The following is a 15,499-nucleotide window of genomic DNA, read 5'->3' on the forward strand; positions in this document are numbered from 1 at the left end:
GGAGCGGGCGCGATGGGGAGCGGGCGTGTCATTCGCGCGATGTCATGCGGTAGAGCGCCGCCCACTGTTGTTCGTCGAGGTCCTTCGGCAACGCGCCCGTCGCGACGCGGTGTCGTGCGGCCCATGCCCGTACCGCGCGCCGGGACAGCGAGGGGCTCGCGGCCGTGGCGATCTGTTCGAGGCCGCGGCCCTTGCCGGTGAACACCCGGCGTACGAAGTCCTGGTACCCCGCGCGGTCGGACGCAGCGACGAGGGGCCTGGCCCGGCGGGTGGCCGTCAGGAGTCCCCCGTCGACGTTCGGACGAGGACGGAACGCGGCGGCGGGAACCCTGCGGGCGAGCCGGAACGCGTACCAGGGCCACCACTGCGCGGTCATCATCGTCGCCCCGCCGACACCGGCCCGTCGCCGCGCGACCTCCCACTGCACCAATAGGACAGCGTTGGTCCAGCCGGACGAGGTCAGTACGCGGCGCAGCATCGGGGTCGTCTCGTGGAAAGGGAGGTTGCCGACGAGCACATGCGGGGTGGCCGGTGCGCGGAAGCGGAGGAAGTCGGCGTGCACCAGGGTGGTGGACGGGTTCGTGCGCCGCCGTAGCCGTTCCACCCGGCGGGGGTCGATCTCGACTCCGGTCAGAGGCCGGCCGAGGGACTGGAGCGGAAGCGTCAGCGCGCCGTCACCCGTACCGATCTCGATGATGGGCCCGTCGGTGCGGGCGACGAGGTCCACGAACGCGCGGATCGTGGCCCGGTCCACGAGGAAGTTCTGGCCCAACTCGTGCCGTCCGCCCGGTGAAGCAGGGGCGAGGGGTGAGCCGGGAGCGGTGGGTGGTTCGGGGGCGTTCGCCGTACGTGGATCGGTGGGGGCGCTGGAGGTGCCCGCACCGCGGCCGGCGGTGCGGCGAGGGTCGTCTTCGGCCCGGCGATCGGTCCGGGGCGCGGAACGCGACCTGGACGCGGATGCGGACAAGGACGAGGACCCGGACCCGGACGGCGTGGGCCTGGGCTGGGTGCGGGCCCGGTCATGGGACGGGGTGCGGCGGTCGGGGGAGGAGGGCTGATGGTGCCTGGGCACGGGAACTCCGCGGCTTCGAGGTGAGCCGGGCAGCACGAAGGGCCGTCCGGCGGGGTCGCTCGGAAACGGCGGTACGTCTCGTCTACGGGATCAGCGCGGACCGGCACAGGCCCATGGGGCCGGCCGTGGTCGGCGAGGACCGACGAGGAGTGGGGACGCCGCCGCTAGAAGCGACGGAATCGGGTTGCTGCCATGCTTGCGACACCTGAGATTCCACACATGGTCCAGGACGTTAGGCGCCATCGAGCACGGGCTCAAATGGATTTCCCGGTTCGGGGCCGCGACCCGGTTCCCCCTGTTGGGCGGGATGGGGCGGAGCGGGCGGTGCGGGGGCGGGCGGTGCGTGGGGCGGGCGGCGCGGTGGTGGGGGCTTGCGCGGGAGTGCGGGACGGCGGACTCAACCGCGGTGCCCGAATCAGCGCGAGGCTCGTGCGACCGCCTTGCCTATCCGGTCGGCGTCCTTCGCCAGTTCCCGCAGCATCCCGCTGATCGGATTGGTGAAGCCGGTGAAGTAGAGGCCGGGCGCGTCCTTCGCGCAACGGCGTCCGTGCGGGAGCGGTCGTCCGTCGGCCCGGAGCACTCCGAGGTGGCCGACGAGGCCGCCAAGAGCCCGTTCGTACCCGGTCGCGGTGATCACGGCGTCGGGGTCGACGCGGGTGCCGTCCGCGAGGACGACCTGGTCACCGTCCAGTGACTCGACAGCCGCCACCACTTCGACGCGTCCGGCGCGGACGGCTGCGACGAAGCCGACGTCCTGCACCGGAAGAGCCCCCTGCCGCACCCGCGAGTACAGGCCGGTCCGTGGCCGGGGCAGCCCCCGCGCGGTCAGGTCCGGCACGCTGACCTTGGCCATCACCCGGGCCAACTGGTCCACCAGGACCACGGGAAGCCTGCGGCACAGGATGGCCCCGGCCTGGGCGGGCCATCCCACGGTGGAGCGGCGCACGATGTGCGGGACGGTGCGTACGGCGAGCCGCACCCGTGCCGCGCCCCCTTGGACCAGGTCGACGGCGATCTCGGCACCTGTGTTGCCCGCGCCGACCACCAGGACATCCTTGTCCCGGTACGGTCCGGGCTCGCGGTACGCGGACGCGTGCAGCAGTGTCCGCTTGTAGGTGTCGTGCCCGGGCCAGTCCGGCCGGTGCGGTGTGTGGTTGTAGCCGGTGGCGACGACCACCGCCGAAGCGGACAGCTCGCGGCCACCGGAGGCCTTGAGCAGCCAGCCGTCCCCGTCGGGCGCCCGGTCGACGCGATTGACCTCCACACCGGTGATGATCTCCAGCTCATGGTGCTCGGCGTACTTCTCCAGGTACCGCACGACGTTGTCGCGGGCCACCCAGCGGCCGAACGACCGGGGGATCGACAGGCCCGGCAATGAGGACAGCCTGCGCGTGGTGTGCAGCCGCAGCCGGTCGTAGTGGCCGCGCCATGAGGAGCCGACCCCGTCCGACCTCTCCAGGACGACTGCGCGCACCCCGCGCGACCGCAGCGCGTGGGCCGTCGCGAGCCCGCCGGGACCGCCGCCGATGACGTAGACCGGGCGGTCCGACGTGCGGAGCAGGGCGGCTTTGTCGTGGTCTGCGGAGTGGGCCATGAGCGCGAGCGTAATCACGTCCTGAGTTGATTGGTCTCGGTCAAGACCGGAATGCGTTGCGAATTGATCACGGACTTCCGCGAAGGTGTCGGTCCGGGAGGAAGCGCCCCCCGAAGGCGACCGGTTCCGGTCGGTGTCCGGGCACGTCGGTATCCGGTCACGTCGCTATCCGGCACGCGTCTCGCTGACCGTACGGTGGCTGCGGCCCGCCGCCCGAAAATTCCTTCGCCGTGATCACCCGATAGATGTTCAATGAACGCATGAGTGACACGAGTGACAAGAGTGACGCGATCCCGGCAGGCTCGGAGACGGTCCCCCTCCCCGACCTACGAGGCCGGGGCCTGGTGCTGCGCCCTTGGCGTCCGGACGCCGAGGCGGACCTGGACGCCTATCTGCGCGGGCTCTCCGATCCGGAGTTCCTGCGGTGGAACACCCCGTCGATCCTCGTCAAGGATCTGGCCGACGCCCGCGTCTCGCTGCGTGCGCGCTCGGAGAACGTGTCGCGGGGCACGGAAGCGGCCTTCTGCGTCACGGACGAGGAGACCGGCGCGATCCTGGGGCACGTCGGCATCAACAACATCAACGACACGATGAGCGTCGCGCTCGTCGGCTACTGGACCCTGCCGGAAGCCCGTGGCCGGGGTGTCGCGCGACGGGCCCTCGCCCTGGCCACCGACTGGGCGTTCCGGTATCGCGGCCTGCACCGGCTCGAACTAGGACACGCGTTGGGACATGACGTGTCCTGCCGCATCGGCGAAGCGGTCGGCTTCCGGTACGAGGGGACCCTGCGGGACGCGATGTTCGCGGAGGGGCGGCACGACGCGTTCCGGGACGTCCACCTGCATGGCCGCCTCACCACGGACGAGGCCCCCGTTTAGCCCTCGGCGGACCGGACCGTCCTCTTGCCGGACCGCTGCCCTACGGTCCTGCCGTCCCGCCGCTCACGGCCACAGCAACTCCTGTGTCCACCCGTCACCTTCGCGGACATAGCGGAGCCTGACGTGCCGCCGCTCGGTATCGCCCTGGAAGAACTCGACCTCACGCGGGTCGAGCGCGTAGAGCGCCCAACTCGGCACCGCTGCGTCCGGCTCGGCCGCCGCACGTTCCCAGGCCGTGGCGGACGCGCGTGCCAACTCCTCGTACGTGGTCAGGGGCTCGCTCTGCCGGCCGACGAGCGCGGCGGCGAGTGCCCCGGTGGACCGTGCGCCGAGATCGGCCCGTGCTTCCTGTGCGTCCAGAGTGCGAACGGGACCTCGTACCCGTACCTGCCTGGCCCGCGAAGGCCAGTAGAACGCGAGTGCCGCGTACGGCAGCGCGGCGAGCTGGCGGCCCTTGCGGCTGGTCGAGTGGGACGCGAACAGCCAGCCCCGTTCGTCCACCCCGTGCAGCATGACGATGCGGACATCCGGCAGACCGTCCGTGTCCGCTGTGGCCAGGGACATGGTGTGCGGTTCCACCTGTCCCGCGGCGACCGCGTCCCCGAACCAGGACGTGAACAGCTCGCGCGGGTCGGCCGGTGCGTCACGCGGATCGAAACGGGGCAGCTCGGGGAGGTCCCACACCCGCAGGGACTTCAGCAGCTCATCGAGATCGGTTCCCATGGGCCCGAGTATGGGGCCGGACAGCCTCCCGGTGATCGCTCACCGGGAGGCCGTTCCGCGCCCTGTGCACCCTGGAAGGGTCGAGGACACCGGGGAATGAGAACACCGGGGAAAGAGGACACCGGGCAATGAGGTCACCGGGTAATGGGGTCACCGGTGGAGGAATGAGGACACCGATGGCCGAGTTGTGGCCGGGACGCGGCAGGTGTCACCGTCGCGGCCGGCGGCTGACGTGGAGCCGACCGCGACGGTGAGGTCCTCCGTCCTCCCCGGCTCAGCCCTTGCGGCCGGTGAGGTAGGTGTCGATCACCCGCATCGCCTTCTCCGTCCCGCCCTTGCGGTAGAGCCAGTGGCCCGCGACGTCCATCGTGAACAGGGTCGCCTTGGGGAAGGCACGCGCCATGCGCTGCGCGCCCGGCAGCGGCGTCGCCAGGTCAAGGGTGGCGTTGGCCACCAGGACGGGCGGGAGGCTGCCCTTCGCCTGGGCGGGCTGGGGCTTGGGCGCCATGTTCCAGCCCTGGCAGCCGAGGACGGTCTCCAGGGCCTGCGCGTTGTAGCGGATGTGCGGGGCGGCCTTCGCGACCCGTTCGCGGATGGCCCGGTACTGGGCGTAGTCGCGAATCCGGAAGTCGTAGTCACGGCACAGCACGAGCCGCGATGCGGGGTCGGTGGCTCCGCCGTACCAGGTGACCTCGCCCTTTCCGCTGTGCAGGGCGGCCAGTTCCTGTGTGGCCCTCGCCGGGGTCCACCTGCCGAGGGCGAAGGTGAGGTAGTCGGACAGCTGGTCGGCGTCGACCTTGGTCCGCGTCGCTCCGTCGGGGCCCGGCTCGCGGAGCGTGCCCGCGTCGGCACGGGCGAACAGGCCGTCGGTGACGGCCGTCAGGTCCTGGCCCTTCAACGCGCAGTCCGCTTCGGTCTCGCACCAGGCCGCGAGCCGTTTCAGGGTGGTGTTGGTGGTCACGCTGCCGTCGGTGAGGTAGCGCTCCGCGTTCGGGCGTGCCGGGTCCATCGCGCTGTCGAGGGCGAGCGCGCGGAGCCGGTCCGGGAACAGGCGCGCGTAGCGTTCACCGAGGAACGTGCCGTAGGAATGGCCGATGAAGCTGATCTTCCGTTCGCCCAGGGCGGCGCGGATCGCGTCCATGTCGCGGGCAACGCTCTCGCCGTCCATATGGGCGGCGAGCGGGCCCGTCCGGGCGAGGCAGCTGTCCGCCAGCCGGCCGTTCAGGGTGCGCATCCGCTCGAACTCGGCGGCGTTGCGGGGACGGGTCGGGATCGAGTCGAGGATCGTCTCGTCGCACTCGGCTTTCTGGCTGCGGCCGATGCCGCGCGGATCGAACCCGATCATGTCGAAGCGCTTGAGCATGTCGGGGGAGTAGCCGTTGTAGGGGTCGTCCGCGTACAGCGCGTCGTCCGAGCCGGGCGCCCCCGGGCCGCCCGGGTTCGACATCAGGACACCGATCCGCCGCGCGGGGTCGGTGGCCCGGTAGCGGGCGACGAAGATGCCGATCTTCCGGCCCTTCGGCTTCGACCAGTCCAGCGGCACCTGGACCGTCCCGCACTGCGCCTTCGGGCTGGGGTCGGGATAGGGCGGCTCGGCCTTGGGGCAGGGCCCCCAACTGATGGGCGTGACGGCGGGCGTGGCTTCGGACGACTCCCGGGCGGCGGCTGAACCGGGGACGGCCAGAGCGGCGGCGGAAGCGGACAGGGCCAGGAGTACGGAGACAGCCCGACGTCTCGCGTTCGGGACCCTGTTCACGCGCATGGTCGTGTTCATGCGCGTCACTGTCCCGGCCGTGCGTTATGGCGTTGCCATGAGCACATGATGAGGACGTAATAGGGGTCAACGTGCCGTTCATGCAGCGCGGGTTGTTGCTACCGGACCACCAAGTCGCGTGTCCTGGTTACCACCTGTGCTTACTCGCCCGGCCATTAGGTCAGGTCGCGGTGGTCGCGGTGGTCGCGGTGGTCGCGGAGGCCGAGAAGGCCGAGGAAGCCGAGGAAGCCGAGGAAGGGGACAACGTGCTGGCCTTAGGTGTCCGCATGGTGCGGAGGGTGTCGTCCACGCGGGCGTTCGCGCGCCTCGCGCCGCATGTCGTTCCCGCGCTCGACCGTTCGGTGCATCGGCTGAGCGGCGGAAAGTACCTGGTCAGCGGGTTGATGCTGCCGGGAGTGATGCTCACTGCGACCGGTGCCCGTTCGGGCCTGCCCCGCCGTGTGCCGCTCGCGTGCATGCCGGAGTCCGGTGGTACGTGGGTGTTGATCGGGTCCAACTTCGGCCGTGACGGGCATCCGGCCTGGACCGCGAACCTGCTGGCCCACCCCGACGCGCGTATCGACTGGAAGGGGGAGCGTGTTGAGGTGACGGCTCGTCTGCTGACGGGGGACGAGCGTGAGGCCGCGTGGACCGCCGCGCTGCGGTTCTGGCCGCCGTACGCCACCTATCAGTCCCGGGTGACTCGGGAGATCCGTCTGTTCAGGCTGGCCGGACGTAGGCCGTGAGGAGTGCCTGGTGATGCGCCGGACCGTGTGGTCGTCGGGGCCGGAAGGCTGAGGGCGGAGCCGGACGATGTCCGCTGGTGTCCGCTATCGGGTGGGCTTGCGGCCCGTGACGCCCAGGTGGACCAGCAGGGCGAGGTTCGGCTTCAGTTCCGCCTGTTTGACGCCCCAGGTCTGGAACCCCTTCTGGTGGCCGGCCACGGCGGACAGCATCGTGACGAGGGAACCGGCCACGGCGGCCGGGTTCACGTCCTTGTCGACACGGCCCTTGGCCTGAAGGTCCTTCACCGTGGCCGCGAGGGAGTTGGCGACGGAGTTCAGCACCTTCATACGGATCTTGTAGAACCGCTTGTCACCTTCGGCGGCGCCCAGGTCGACCACCCGGAGGATGGCGTCGTTCCGGCGCCAGAAGTCCAGGAATCCGTCCACGAGTTCCTGGGACGTCTGCCAGCCCGCTTTGCCCGCCCAGGAGCGGCCTTCGAGGAGCTGGGCCAACGATGTGCCCTCCGCGGCCATTTCCTCCGCGATCTCCAGAACGGCGCCTTCCACGTCGGGAAAGTACTGGTAGAAGGTCGCCGGTGACGTGCCCGCCCTGCGGGCCACATCGATGACCTTCACATCGCGGTACGGGGACGAGCTGAGCATGTCGCCGAGGCATTCCAGCAGCTTCTGGCGGGTCGCCTGGCCGCGTCGTCCGGCTACGCGGCCGTCGACGGTTCTTACCTGTCCTGTCATGTCGTCAGCTTACCGAGGGGGTCTCGGAGCGCGATTCGACCGACTGCAAATGGGGTGCACCCGGTTCGCGGCGGGGGTCGGGGGCCGGTTCGTGTACCTGGCGGTTTCTGGGTTCCGCCCTGGTCGGACGGGGTGCGCGCGGTCCAGGCACGAATGCGGCACGAGTGCCCTCCACGGGGTGACCGGCCGGTTGTGTGCGGGTGCTCTTCGCCGGGTGTTCTGCATGGCGGTGGCGGTGGCGGTGGCGGTGCGGGTGCGCATGGCTGCGGGTGCCGGTGCCGCTTCGTCTGCCGCTGTCCGGTGCGGGGGCAGCGCTGGGCTCAGCGGTCTTGCGGCGCCGTTCGCGGCTGGTGCGGTCCGGGTTGCCGGGTCCGGGGGCTCTCCGGTCCGGTCCGGGGCCCTGGCCGGTGGGCGGGAGGGTGCTGTGGGGGTTTCTGGGCGGTTGGCGTAGATTGCTGCGATGAGGGGTTCGTTGGAAGGTTGAGGTGGTGATGGGCGGTTTTGCCGAGGGGGCGCCCTGCTGGGCCGACGTGATGCTGCCTGACGTGGCCGCGGGGAAACGTTTCTACGGTGAGCTGTTCGGGTGGATGTTCGGCGACGGGTCGTACAGCCGTGCGTACCGCGAGGGGCGGCTCGTCGCCGCCCTGGCAGGCAAGAGGGACGGGCGTATGCCCACCGTCTGGACGGTGTACTTCGCCGCTCCGGACATCGCCGCCCTGACCGGGCGGGTCCGGTCCGCGGGCGGCCAGGTGGTGAGCGGTCCGCTACCCGTCAGGGACGGGACGATGGCCTTGGCGGCCGATCCCGAGGGTGCCGTGTTCGGTTTGTGGCAGGGCCCGCAGGGCACCGGGTTCGGCGTCCAGCAGGAGCCCATGTCCTTCTGCTGGACGGAGCTGTACTCCCGTGACAAGTCGGTGGTCGACCCCTTCTACTCGGCAGTGTTCCGTTTCGGGGTCACCGATCTGGGTCCGCACGGTGGCGACGAGCTGCGCGTCTGGTCGCCCGCCGGGACCCGGCCCGGCCCCGACTCCGCGGTCGGTGGCCGCATTCTGATCGAGGACAGCTTCCCGCCGGAGATGCCCTCCCACTTCCTCGTGTACTTCCGGGTTCCCGACTGCGACCTGGCCGCCGCGACTGTCACCCGTCTCGGGGGGCGTGTCCACATGGCGCCCACCGACACCCCGTACGGCCGTATCGCGGTGTTCTCCGACAACCAGGGAGCCGATTTCGCCGTCCTTCAGGACTATGAGGTCGAAGGTTCCGCAGAAGCGGCCGCCGAGTCGGACGCGGAGGCCACCCAGGAGTTCGACGTGCTCGCCGCCACGGATGCCGCCGACGCTTCGGAAGCGGCCAATGCGGCCAATGCGGCCAATGCGGCCAATGCGGCCAATGCGGCCAATGCGGTCCGTGGGTCCGGTGCGGGTGGCGCGGCCCGCAGGTTTGGTACGGCTGACGCGGCCCTTGAGGTCGGCAGGCCAGGCGCGGTCAATTAGGTCACTGCGGTCAACCAGACCGCTGCGGCCAAGTAGGCCAGGGCGGCCAATGAGGTCAGCGCGGCCAATCCGGTCAACCAGGTCAACCAGGTCAACCAGGTCAGTGCGGTCGGCCAGGGTGCTCGGGTCGTCGGCAAGGCCGATGCGGTCAGCGCGGGTGGTGGAGTGGCCTCGCGGCCGGATGCCGGCAGCCGTGGCCGACGGCTGGCCGCGTGGCCGCTTGCCGGAGGGCGTCGGCCCCGCGGCCACTAGTTGCGAATTGAGTCGTACGCCACATCGCGCGCGTATCCGGGGTGCGGGGAACGGGCTGCGGGAAGGCCAGAGTGCCCCATATCACGTTCCCGCCGCCCGGGGTGGCCCGTCGTCACCGCCCGGGGTGCGCGGAATGGGTCGACTCGCCGGAGACACCCTGATTCGTCCTCGGGTTCGCAACGGACCCCCTGGACAGGAAGAATCGGGGTGCGTGCCGCCGCGGCGGTTCGGTGGTGAGACGCTGCACGGGGCCGTGTTCACGGAGACGGCGCGTACGGGGAGGTGGCAGACAAGTGGTGGATCAGCTCACACAGCATGATCCGAGACGGATCGGCCCGTTCGAGGTGCTGGGGCGGCTCGGGGCCGGAGGCATGGGGCTGGTCTATCTCGCGCGCTCGGCGTCCGGGCGACGGGTCGCGATCAAGACCGTCCGGACCGAACTGGCCGAGGACCAGCTCTTCCGGGTCCGCTTCACCCGCGAGGTCGAGGCCGCGCGTGCCGTATCCGGCTTCTACACCGCCGCCGTCGTGGACGCCGACCCCAGGGCCGCCGTGCCGTGGCTCGCCACCGCCTACGTTCCAGCGCCCTCGCTGGAGGAGATAGTGAACGAGTGCGGCCCCATGCCGGCCCAGGCCGTGCGCTGGCTCGCCGCCGGAGTCGCGGAGGCCCTTCAGTCCATCCACGGCGCCGGACTCGTGCACCGTGACCTCAAACCGTCCAACGTGCTGGTCGTCGAGGACGGCCCGCGTGTCATCGACTTCGGCATCGCCAGCGGGGTGTCCAACACCCGGCTGACCATGACCAACGTGGCCGTCGGCACACCCGCCTACATGTCCCCCGAACAGGCCAAGGACTCCCGCAGCGTGACCGGGGCCAGCGATGTCTTCTCGCTCGGCTCCACCCTGGTCTTCGCCGCCACCGGACACGCCCCCTTCCATGGGGCCAACCCGGTCGAGACGGTGTTCATGCTGCTGCGCGAGGGCCCCGACCTGGCGGGTCTGCCGGAGGAACTGCGGCCCCTCATCGAGTCCTGCATGCAGATGGACGCGACCGCCCGTCCCACTCCCGCGGACCTCCAGTCCCAGCTCGCCCCGCACCTGTTCGGCTCCGGCTCCGACGACAGCGGCACCGCCTCCGCGTGGCTCCCCGAGCCCGCGACCAGCCTGATCGAGTCCCGGCGCGGCGCACGCACCCAGGTGAGCCCCCAGCAGCCCGTCCGGCCCGCGCCCCACCCGGGCGCCGCACCCGGAACCCCGCAGGGCGCCCCGCCGATGGGCGGCCACCCCGGCGCGGCCCCGGGGCCCGGCGCCCCCGCGCACGGCGGCGGACGCGGTGGCCGTGGCCGGGGCGCGCCCGGCGTCCCCCCGCCCCCCGTCGCACCTCCGCACGCCCCGCCCGTGCCTCACCAGCCGCCCGCCGTCGACCACGGACGGCACGCGGGTGCCCCCGACCACGGCGGCGTACGCCTCGCGGGCGCGCGGGTGCCGATCGGACCGGGACCGCGGGTGTCCGACGCCCGGCAGGCCGCCGCCCGCGTCGGCGCCGCGCACGCCGGACCGCCCGAGGCACAGCTCTCCGGCCACTGGTCCCGCTCCAAGGCCCAGCCGGGCGCCCTCGACCCCGCCGTCCCGCCGCGTCCCGCCGTCGCGCCGCCCGCCGCGGGCGCGGGCTGGCGGCCGTGGCGGTTCCGGATGTCGAACGACGTCTGGGGCACGCCCGCGGTCGACGGCGACCTCGTGTACGTCACCTCCTTCGAGGTGCACGCCCTTGATGTGGCCACCGGCCGCCGCCGCTTCAAGACCCGCGACGTGGCCTGGTCCATGGCCGTGTCCGACGGCCGTGTCCTCGCCTCCGACGGCCCGACCCTCTACGCCCTGGACGCACGCGAGGGCACCGACCTGTGGCGGCTGCCCACCGACGGCTGGATCTACTCGCTGCGCGCCGAACGGGGCACCGTCGTCACCGGCACCCGCGGCGGCGGTGTCCAGGCGTGGGAGGCCTCCGGCGGCCAGAAGCTGTGGGAGGTCACCGGCGCCCAGACCGACTTCGAGACCCCCGAGGCCGGTCCCGCGCTGCACGACGGCACGGTCTACATCTGGCGGGACGCCCGGCTCCGCGCGCTGGAAGCCCGTACGGGTGAGGAACGCTGGTCCTACCCCATCGGCGACGCGGCCTCCTGCGGTGGCGTGCCTGTCCGGATCACACCCGCCCCGGACGGCAATGTCTACCTCTCCGCCGGGACCCGGGTCCTCGCCGTCGACATCGCCACCGGACACGTCCGCTGGCACTTCGAGGCACCCGCCGTCTTCCTCGCGCCGCCCGCCTTCGCCCCGGGTCCCGCCGTCACCGGCGGTGGCGTGTACCTCGCCGACTACCTCGGTACCGTCTACGCCCTGGACGCCGCCGACGGCCGGGACCGCTGGCGCATCGCCACGGAGCCCCGCTCGTCCGTCGATCCGGTACTCGTCGCGGACGGACACGTCCATGTGGGCAGCGGCAAGGGCCTCTACACCCTCGACGCCGTCACCGGTACGCCGAAGTGGCGCTTCCAGGCCGGTGGCGAGGTCGTCGGCGCCCCCGCTGTCGCCGAGGGCCGCATCCACTTCGGTTCCACCGACCACCTCCTGTACACCCTCAAGGCCGACGACGGCCGACTGCGCTGGAAGCTCGCCACCGGTGGTGAGATCACCGGTGCCCCCGTCGTCCGGGCGGGTGTCGTCTACGCCTGTAGCAAGGACCGCTGCGTGTACGCCCTCGACGCGGAGAAGGGCACCGGCACCGCCCGTACGTGACCCCGCCTCGTCGCCACGCCGCCGCCCAGAGTGGGTACGGGACACGGTCGGTGCGTGACCTGACGGTGCGTGACCTGATCGACCTGGTTGACCCATGGGGACAGTCGGGACTCTGCTGTGGCCTAAGGACAGCCGGGGCTCGGAGGTGACCTAAAGGACAGCTGTTGCGCCGAGCTGACCTATAGGACAGCCGAGATGCCGAGCTGACCTATAGGGCTGCTGCGATGCTGCGTTGTCCTATAGGACAGTTGAGCCACCGTGGCGTCCTATAGGACAGTTGCGGCGCCGTGCTGGCCTCTAGGACAGCCGAAGCGTTCAGCTGGCCTATAGGTGGAGGTCACAGGGCGCGATGAGTTGTCCCACATACCGTCGTCTTCGCGTCGCCTGCTGGTCGCCCACGGCAACGGCCGTGCTCAGCGGCCGGTGAACCACCCACGGACGCGGTCGACGGTCAGGTGGAAGCGCTGGATGTCCGTCGCGGGGGGAGAGGCGTCAGGTCCGGCGAGCTCGGCCGAGGCCACCAGGCGGAAGATCAACGCGCGTACCAGCATCTGAAGTCCGTTCGTGCCCGGTGCGGCGGAATCCACCAGAGCCCGGTCGGCGCCGTGATGGAGCAGACCGTCGGCCGCCACGATCGCGTCGGCGTACGCCACCGGACGCCAGTACGGGGAGAAGTCGATCACCGCAGGTGGTAGGCCTGGGGCGAACAGGACGTTGCCGGTGAGGTCGCCGTGGATCAACTGGGAGGGCGCACTGACCGGTTGCCGAAGGTCGAGCAAGGCGCGGAGCGGCTCGCGTAGATCGGGTGAGACGTTCACCGTTGTCTCATCCCATGCCACGCGGTCGGCGACGGCCCAGGGGTGCTGCTGCCGGTCGAGCCAGTCGGGGCGCGGAGTCTGCCGCAGGGAGCGGTGGAACGCGCGCCCCGCGGTGAGGATCTCGCCCCATCGCCCGTCGGGACCGGCTTCGCCCTCGACCAGGCGGTCGGATGTCCAGCCGTCGAAGACGAACCCTCCCGTCGCCGCTCGTACCGGACGCGGAACACGGAACGCTGTGTCCTCATTCTGCACGGCGAGGTCGGCGAGGTCGGCGAGTTCAGTGAAGAGTTCGGCGCCCCACTCGGAGACCTCCGTGCTGTCCGCCGGCTTGAGGACAGCGCCGTCAGCGAGGACGCTCTGCCCTTGGCCGCCGGGCAACGGTACGGGCGTTCCGGTCAGCCCGAATGCGGCCAGCACCTGGGCGGACGGCAGCGGAGCGCTCGGCACCTTGGCCGCATCGGTCATCTCGGTCATCTCGGTCGCATCGGTTGCATCGGTCACGTCGGGCATCCTCGCGGACGAGTGCCTTCCGCGCACCGCAATTCATGGGGCGTCCGGACGTACGTGACCGTCGGTGTCGAGGGTGTGCGAGCGCGCCAGGAGGTGGAGCATCGCGTGGTGGAACTCCGCGCGCTGCTGGGCGGGCCACTGGCCGGACAGCTGGTCGAACACCGCCTCCTGCCAGAGATGGGCGTCGTGGAGCAGATCGAGACCTTCGGAGGTGACCGTCACTTCTCGGCGGCGCGTGTCCGATTCCGAAGGCTTGATCTCCAGATACCCGGCTGCGACGGCGTCCTTCACCATGCGTGACGCGCCACTCTGGTCGATGCCGATCTCGTTTGCCACGGCGTTGATCGTCACGATGCCGCGGCTGTCGAGGGACCGCACCGCTTCGGTGACGAGCACATGGCGACCTTGCTGTCGGGCCGGTCCGTCGCCCGGGGAGTTCCACCGGCGGGCCCAGTGACGTACGAACTCGAAGAGGGTTTGTCCGGGTCCGGGTCCGGGTCCGGGTGCCGACGGGGGCGGGGGCTGATGGGCGGGGTACCCGTCGTACTCGCTCATTCGGTTGCGGCCGTCTCGCGGCAGATCGAGGCCAGTTCCAGAGCGGAACCGAGATCGGGCAGCCGCAGCGCGGCGGACACCCGGTCTCCGGTGCTCCTGAAGACGGTGGCGACCCGGACCGGTTCCTTGCTCCCGGGCCAGGTGGCGTCCTCCTCCACGACCATCAGGCGATCACTGACGGGGTGCCAGGACCGTGGAACCAGTTCGATCCCGGATCGTGCCGCCCAGTCGGCGAACTCGGCGGGGCTGAGGGGACCGGCGCCTCTGGGTCCCCTCACCACGACCGGATCGCTGACAGTGGCCTCGACCCGCGTGGGGGCGTGGGCGTTCACCGCGGCATGCCATCGGTCGACGGCCGTGGGCAGAGTGTGTTCCGGCTGCTCCATGGGGGCAGTGTGTGCGTTTCGCATACATCACGCGAGGGCTGGTGGCCGCCGCAGCACCTGCCCCGCGCCGCCCATGCCCTGTGCCGCCCGCCGCCCGCCGCCCGTGCCCCGTGCCGCTCGTGCCACCTGCGCCCCGCGTGCCACCTGCGCCCCGCGTGCCCCTACGCCCCGCGTGCCCCTACGCCCCGCGCGCCCCCGCGTCCCCGTCCCCGCGCTGCCCGCCCACTCGGAGTACGCCGCCTGCTGACCGTCCGCCCGTCCGCCCGTCGGAGCGGGCCCTATCCCGTGGGGGCGGGGACAATCGGTCCATGGGAACCTCATCGACCTCCGTGTCACCGGCAGCCGAATGAACCCCGGCGAACTCCATGAGGGGCTGTTGCGTGCTCTCCTCGCCGCGGGCAGCCCGTACCGTCTCGCGCTCGCCGGGGGGTATGCCGCCGTCGCGCACGGGCTGACCGAGCGCACCGGGAACGGTCTCGGCCTCGCGACGGACAGCTTCGTACCCATGCCGGACATCGCCACCGCCGTCACCGCGGAACTGGAGCGGCGAGGTTGGCTCGTCACGGAGAGGGAGGCGGGTCCGCTGGCGGCCAGGTTCGTCGTGGCTGGTCCTGGCGGCCCGGCGGCCTTCGCCGGAGTGGTGTCCGAGGTGGGGGGCATGGACGGAGGTGGGGGCCGGGGTGACGTCGCGACCGGACCCGTGGGCGGCGGGACGGCGGTTCCGATGCCGGCCGTCGAGGTCCACGCTGCCAAGGAAGCCCTGTGGCATCCGCCCGTCGCCACCCCGATCGGGCTCGCGCTCAGCCTTGAGGACCTGGTGGGTACCAAGGTCCGCGCTCTCGCGGACCGGGGGCTCGCCCGGGACCTCGTCCACGTCCACGCCGTCGCGGACCGATGGGGCCGTCCGGATCTTGAGGAACTCGGCCGTCGGCACGCCCCCGACACGTTCGACCTGAGCGACCTCCAGGCCCGGCTCGCCGGGGCGGAGTGGACGGACGACCGGGAGTTCCGGACGTACGGCGTCAGCGGGGGCGAGGTCGTCGCGATCCGGGTGTGGGCACAGGAGTGGGCCGACGACCTCGCGGAACGCCTTCTGGAGGGCGCGCCACCACCCGAGGAATCCCCGGACCTTTAGGACAGGACAGCGAGCGGCCTGTCCTCATGCCGCAGTGGCCGACGGGGTCGAGGCCCGGCT

General features: G+C 71.4%; 12 protein-coding genes and 1 pseudogene. 5 read left to right on the top strand and 8 right to left on the bottom strand.

The features are described from left to right. Positions 1-28: 28 nt before the first annotated feature. Together erm and AB852_RS04105 are read right to left on the bottom strand one after the other, a co-directional pair. A complete protein-coding gene (erm, locus tag AB852_RS04095; RefSeq protein ID WP_073783604.1) occupies positions 29-772 on the bottom strand; it encodes a 23S ribosomal RNA methyltransferase Erm in 744 nt (247 codons plus the stop codon). Between the two features lie 715 nt (positions 773-1,487). Continuing rightward, positions 1,488-2,666, bottom strand: a complete 1,179-nt coding sequence (locus AB852_RS04105) for a flavin-containing monooxygenase (protein WP_073783608.1) — start codon at positions 2,664-2,666, stop codon at positions 1,488-1,490. Positions 2,667-2,926: 260 nt separating this feature from the next. Here AB852_RS04105 and AB852_RS04110 point away from each other — a divergent pair, with 260 nt between their 5' ends. Beyond that, positions 2,927-3,544, top strand: coding sequence for a GNAT family N-acetyltransferase (locus AB852_RS04110; RefSeq protein ID WP_073783610.1), 618 nt, complete (start codon positions 2,927-2,929; stop codon positions 3,542-3,544). Between the two features lie 63 nt (positions 3,545-3,607). Here AB852_RS04110 and AB852_RS04115 read toward each other — a convergent pair whose 3' ends face one another. Further along, the gene (locus tag AB852_RS04115; protein WP_073783612.1) at positions 3,608-4,267 is read right to left on the bottom strand and encodes a pyridoxine/pyridoxamine 5'-phosphate oxidase; all 660 of its coding nucleotides are present in this window, start codon (positions 4,265-4,267) and stop codon (positions 3,608-3,610) included. 274 nt (positions 4,268-4,541) lie between these two features. Then, positions 4,542-6,041, bottom strand: coding sequence for an alpha/beta fold hydrolase (locus AB852_RS04120; protein WP_073783614.1), 1,500 nt, complete (start codon positions 6,039-6,041; stop codon positions 4,542-4,544). A gap of 266 nt (positions 6,042-6,307) precedes the next feature. Here AB852_RS04120 and AB852_RS04125 point away from each other — a divergent pair, with 266 nt between their 5' ends. Beyond that, positions 6,308-6,766 (top strand): nitroreductase family deazaflavin-dependent oxidoreductase, encoded by a 459-nt coding sequence (locus AB852_RS04125; RefSeq protein ID WP_073785379.1) that lies wholly within the window; start codon positions 6,308-6,310, stop codon positions 6,764-6,766. Positions 6,767-6,850: 84 nt separating this feature from the next. Here AB852_RS04125 and AB852_RS04130 read toward each other — a convergent pair whose 3' ends face one another. Beyond that, positions 6,851-7,498 carry a TetR family transcriptional regulator gene (locus tag AB852_RS04130; RefSeq protein WP_073783616.1) on the bottom strand — a complete coding sequence of 216 codons (648 nt, stop codon included), beginning with the start codon at positions 7,496-7,498 and terminating at the stop codon, positions 6,851-6,853. 491 nt (positions 7,499-7,989) lie between these two features. Here AB852_RS04130 and AB852_RS04135 point away from each other — a divergent pair. Together AB852_RS04135 and afsK are read left to right on the top strand one after the other, a co-directional pair. Next, positions 7,990-8,748, top strand: a pseudogene (locus AB852_RS04135) (VOC family protein); the annotation flags it as partial. Positions 8,749-9,536: 788 nt separating this feature from the next. Beyond that, a complete protein-coding gene (gene afsK, locus AB852_RS04140) occupies positions 9,537-12,035 on the top strand; it encodes a protein serine/threonine kinase AfsK (protein WP_073783620.1) in 2,499 nt (832 codons plus the stop codon). Positions 12,036-12,448: 413 nt separating this feature from the next. On the opposite strand, the gene AB852_RS04145 is transcribed toward afsK, so the two are convergent. The 3 genes from AB852_RS04145 to AB852_RS04155 form a co-directional block, all read right to left on the bottom strand. Then, positions 12,449-13,354: a phosphotransferase gene (locus AB852_RS04145; RefSeq protein ID WP_143201172.1), complete on the bottom strand. Its 906-nt coding sequence runs from the start codon at positions 13,352-13,354 to the stop codon at positions 12,449-12,451. A gap of 42 nt (positions 13,355-13,396) precedes the next feature. Next, positions 13,397-13,759 carry a MarR family winged helix-turn-helix transcriptional regulator gene (locus tag AB852_RS04150; RefSeq protein ID WP_245876601.1) on the bottom strand — a complete coding sequence of 121 codons (363 nt, stop codon included), beginning with the start codon at positions 13,757-13,759 and terminating at the stop codon, positions 13,397-13,399. 155 nt (positions 13,760-13,914) lie between these two features. Then, complete coding sequence (locus AB852_RS04155) at positions 13,915-14,304, bottom strand: hypothetical protein (protein ID WP_073783624.1); 390 nt, start codon at positions 14,302-14,304, stop codon at positions 13,915-13,917. A gap of 346 nt (positions 14,305-14,650) precedes the next feature. Here AB852_RS04155 and AB852_RS04160 point away from each other — a divergent pair, with 346 nt between their 5' ends. Beyond that, complete coding sequence (locus AB852_RS04160; protein WP_073783626.1) at positions 14,651-15,439, top strand: nucleotidyl transferase AbiEii/AbiGii toxin family protein; 789 nt, start codon at positions 14,651-14,653, stop codon at positions 15,437-15,439. The last annotated feature ends 60 nt before the right edge of the window (positions 15,440-15,499 follow it).

It is taken from the genome of Streptomyces uncialis, from assembly GCF_001905345.1.
Lineage (GTDB): Bacteria > Actinomycetota > Actinomycetes > Streptomycetales > Streptomycetaceae > Streptomyces > Streptomyces uncialis.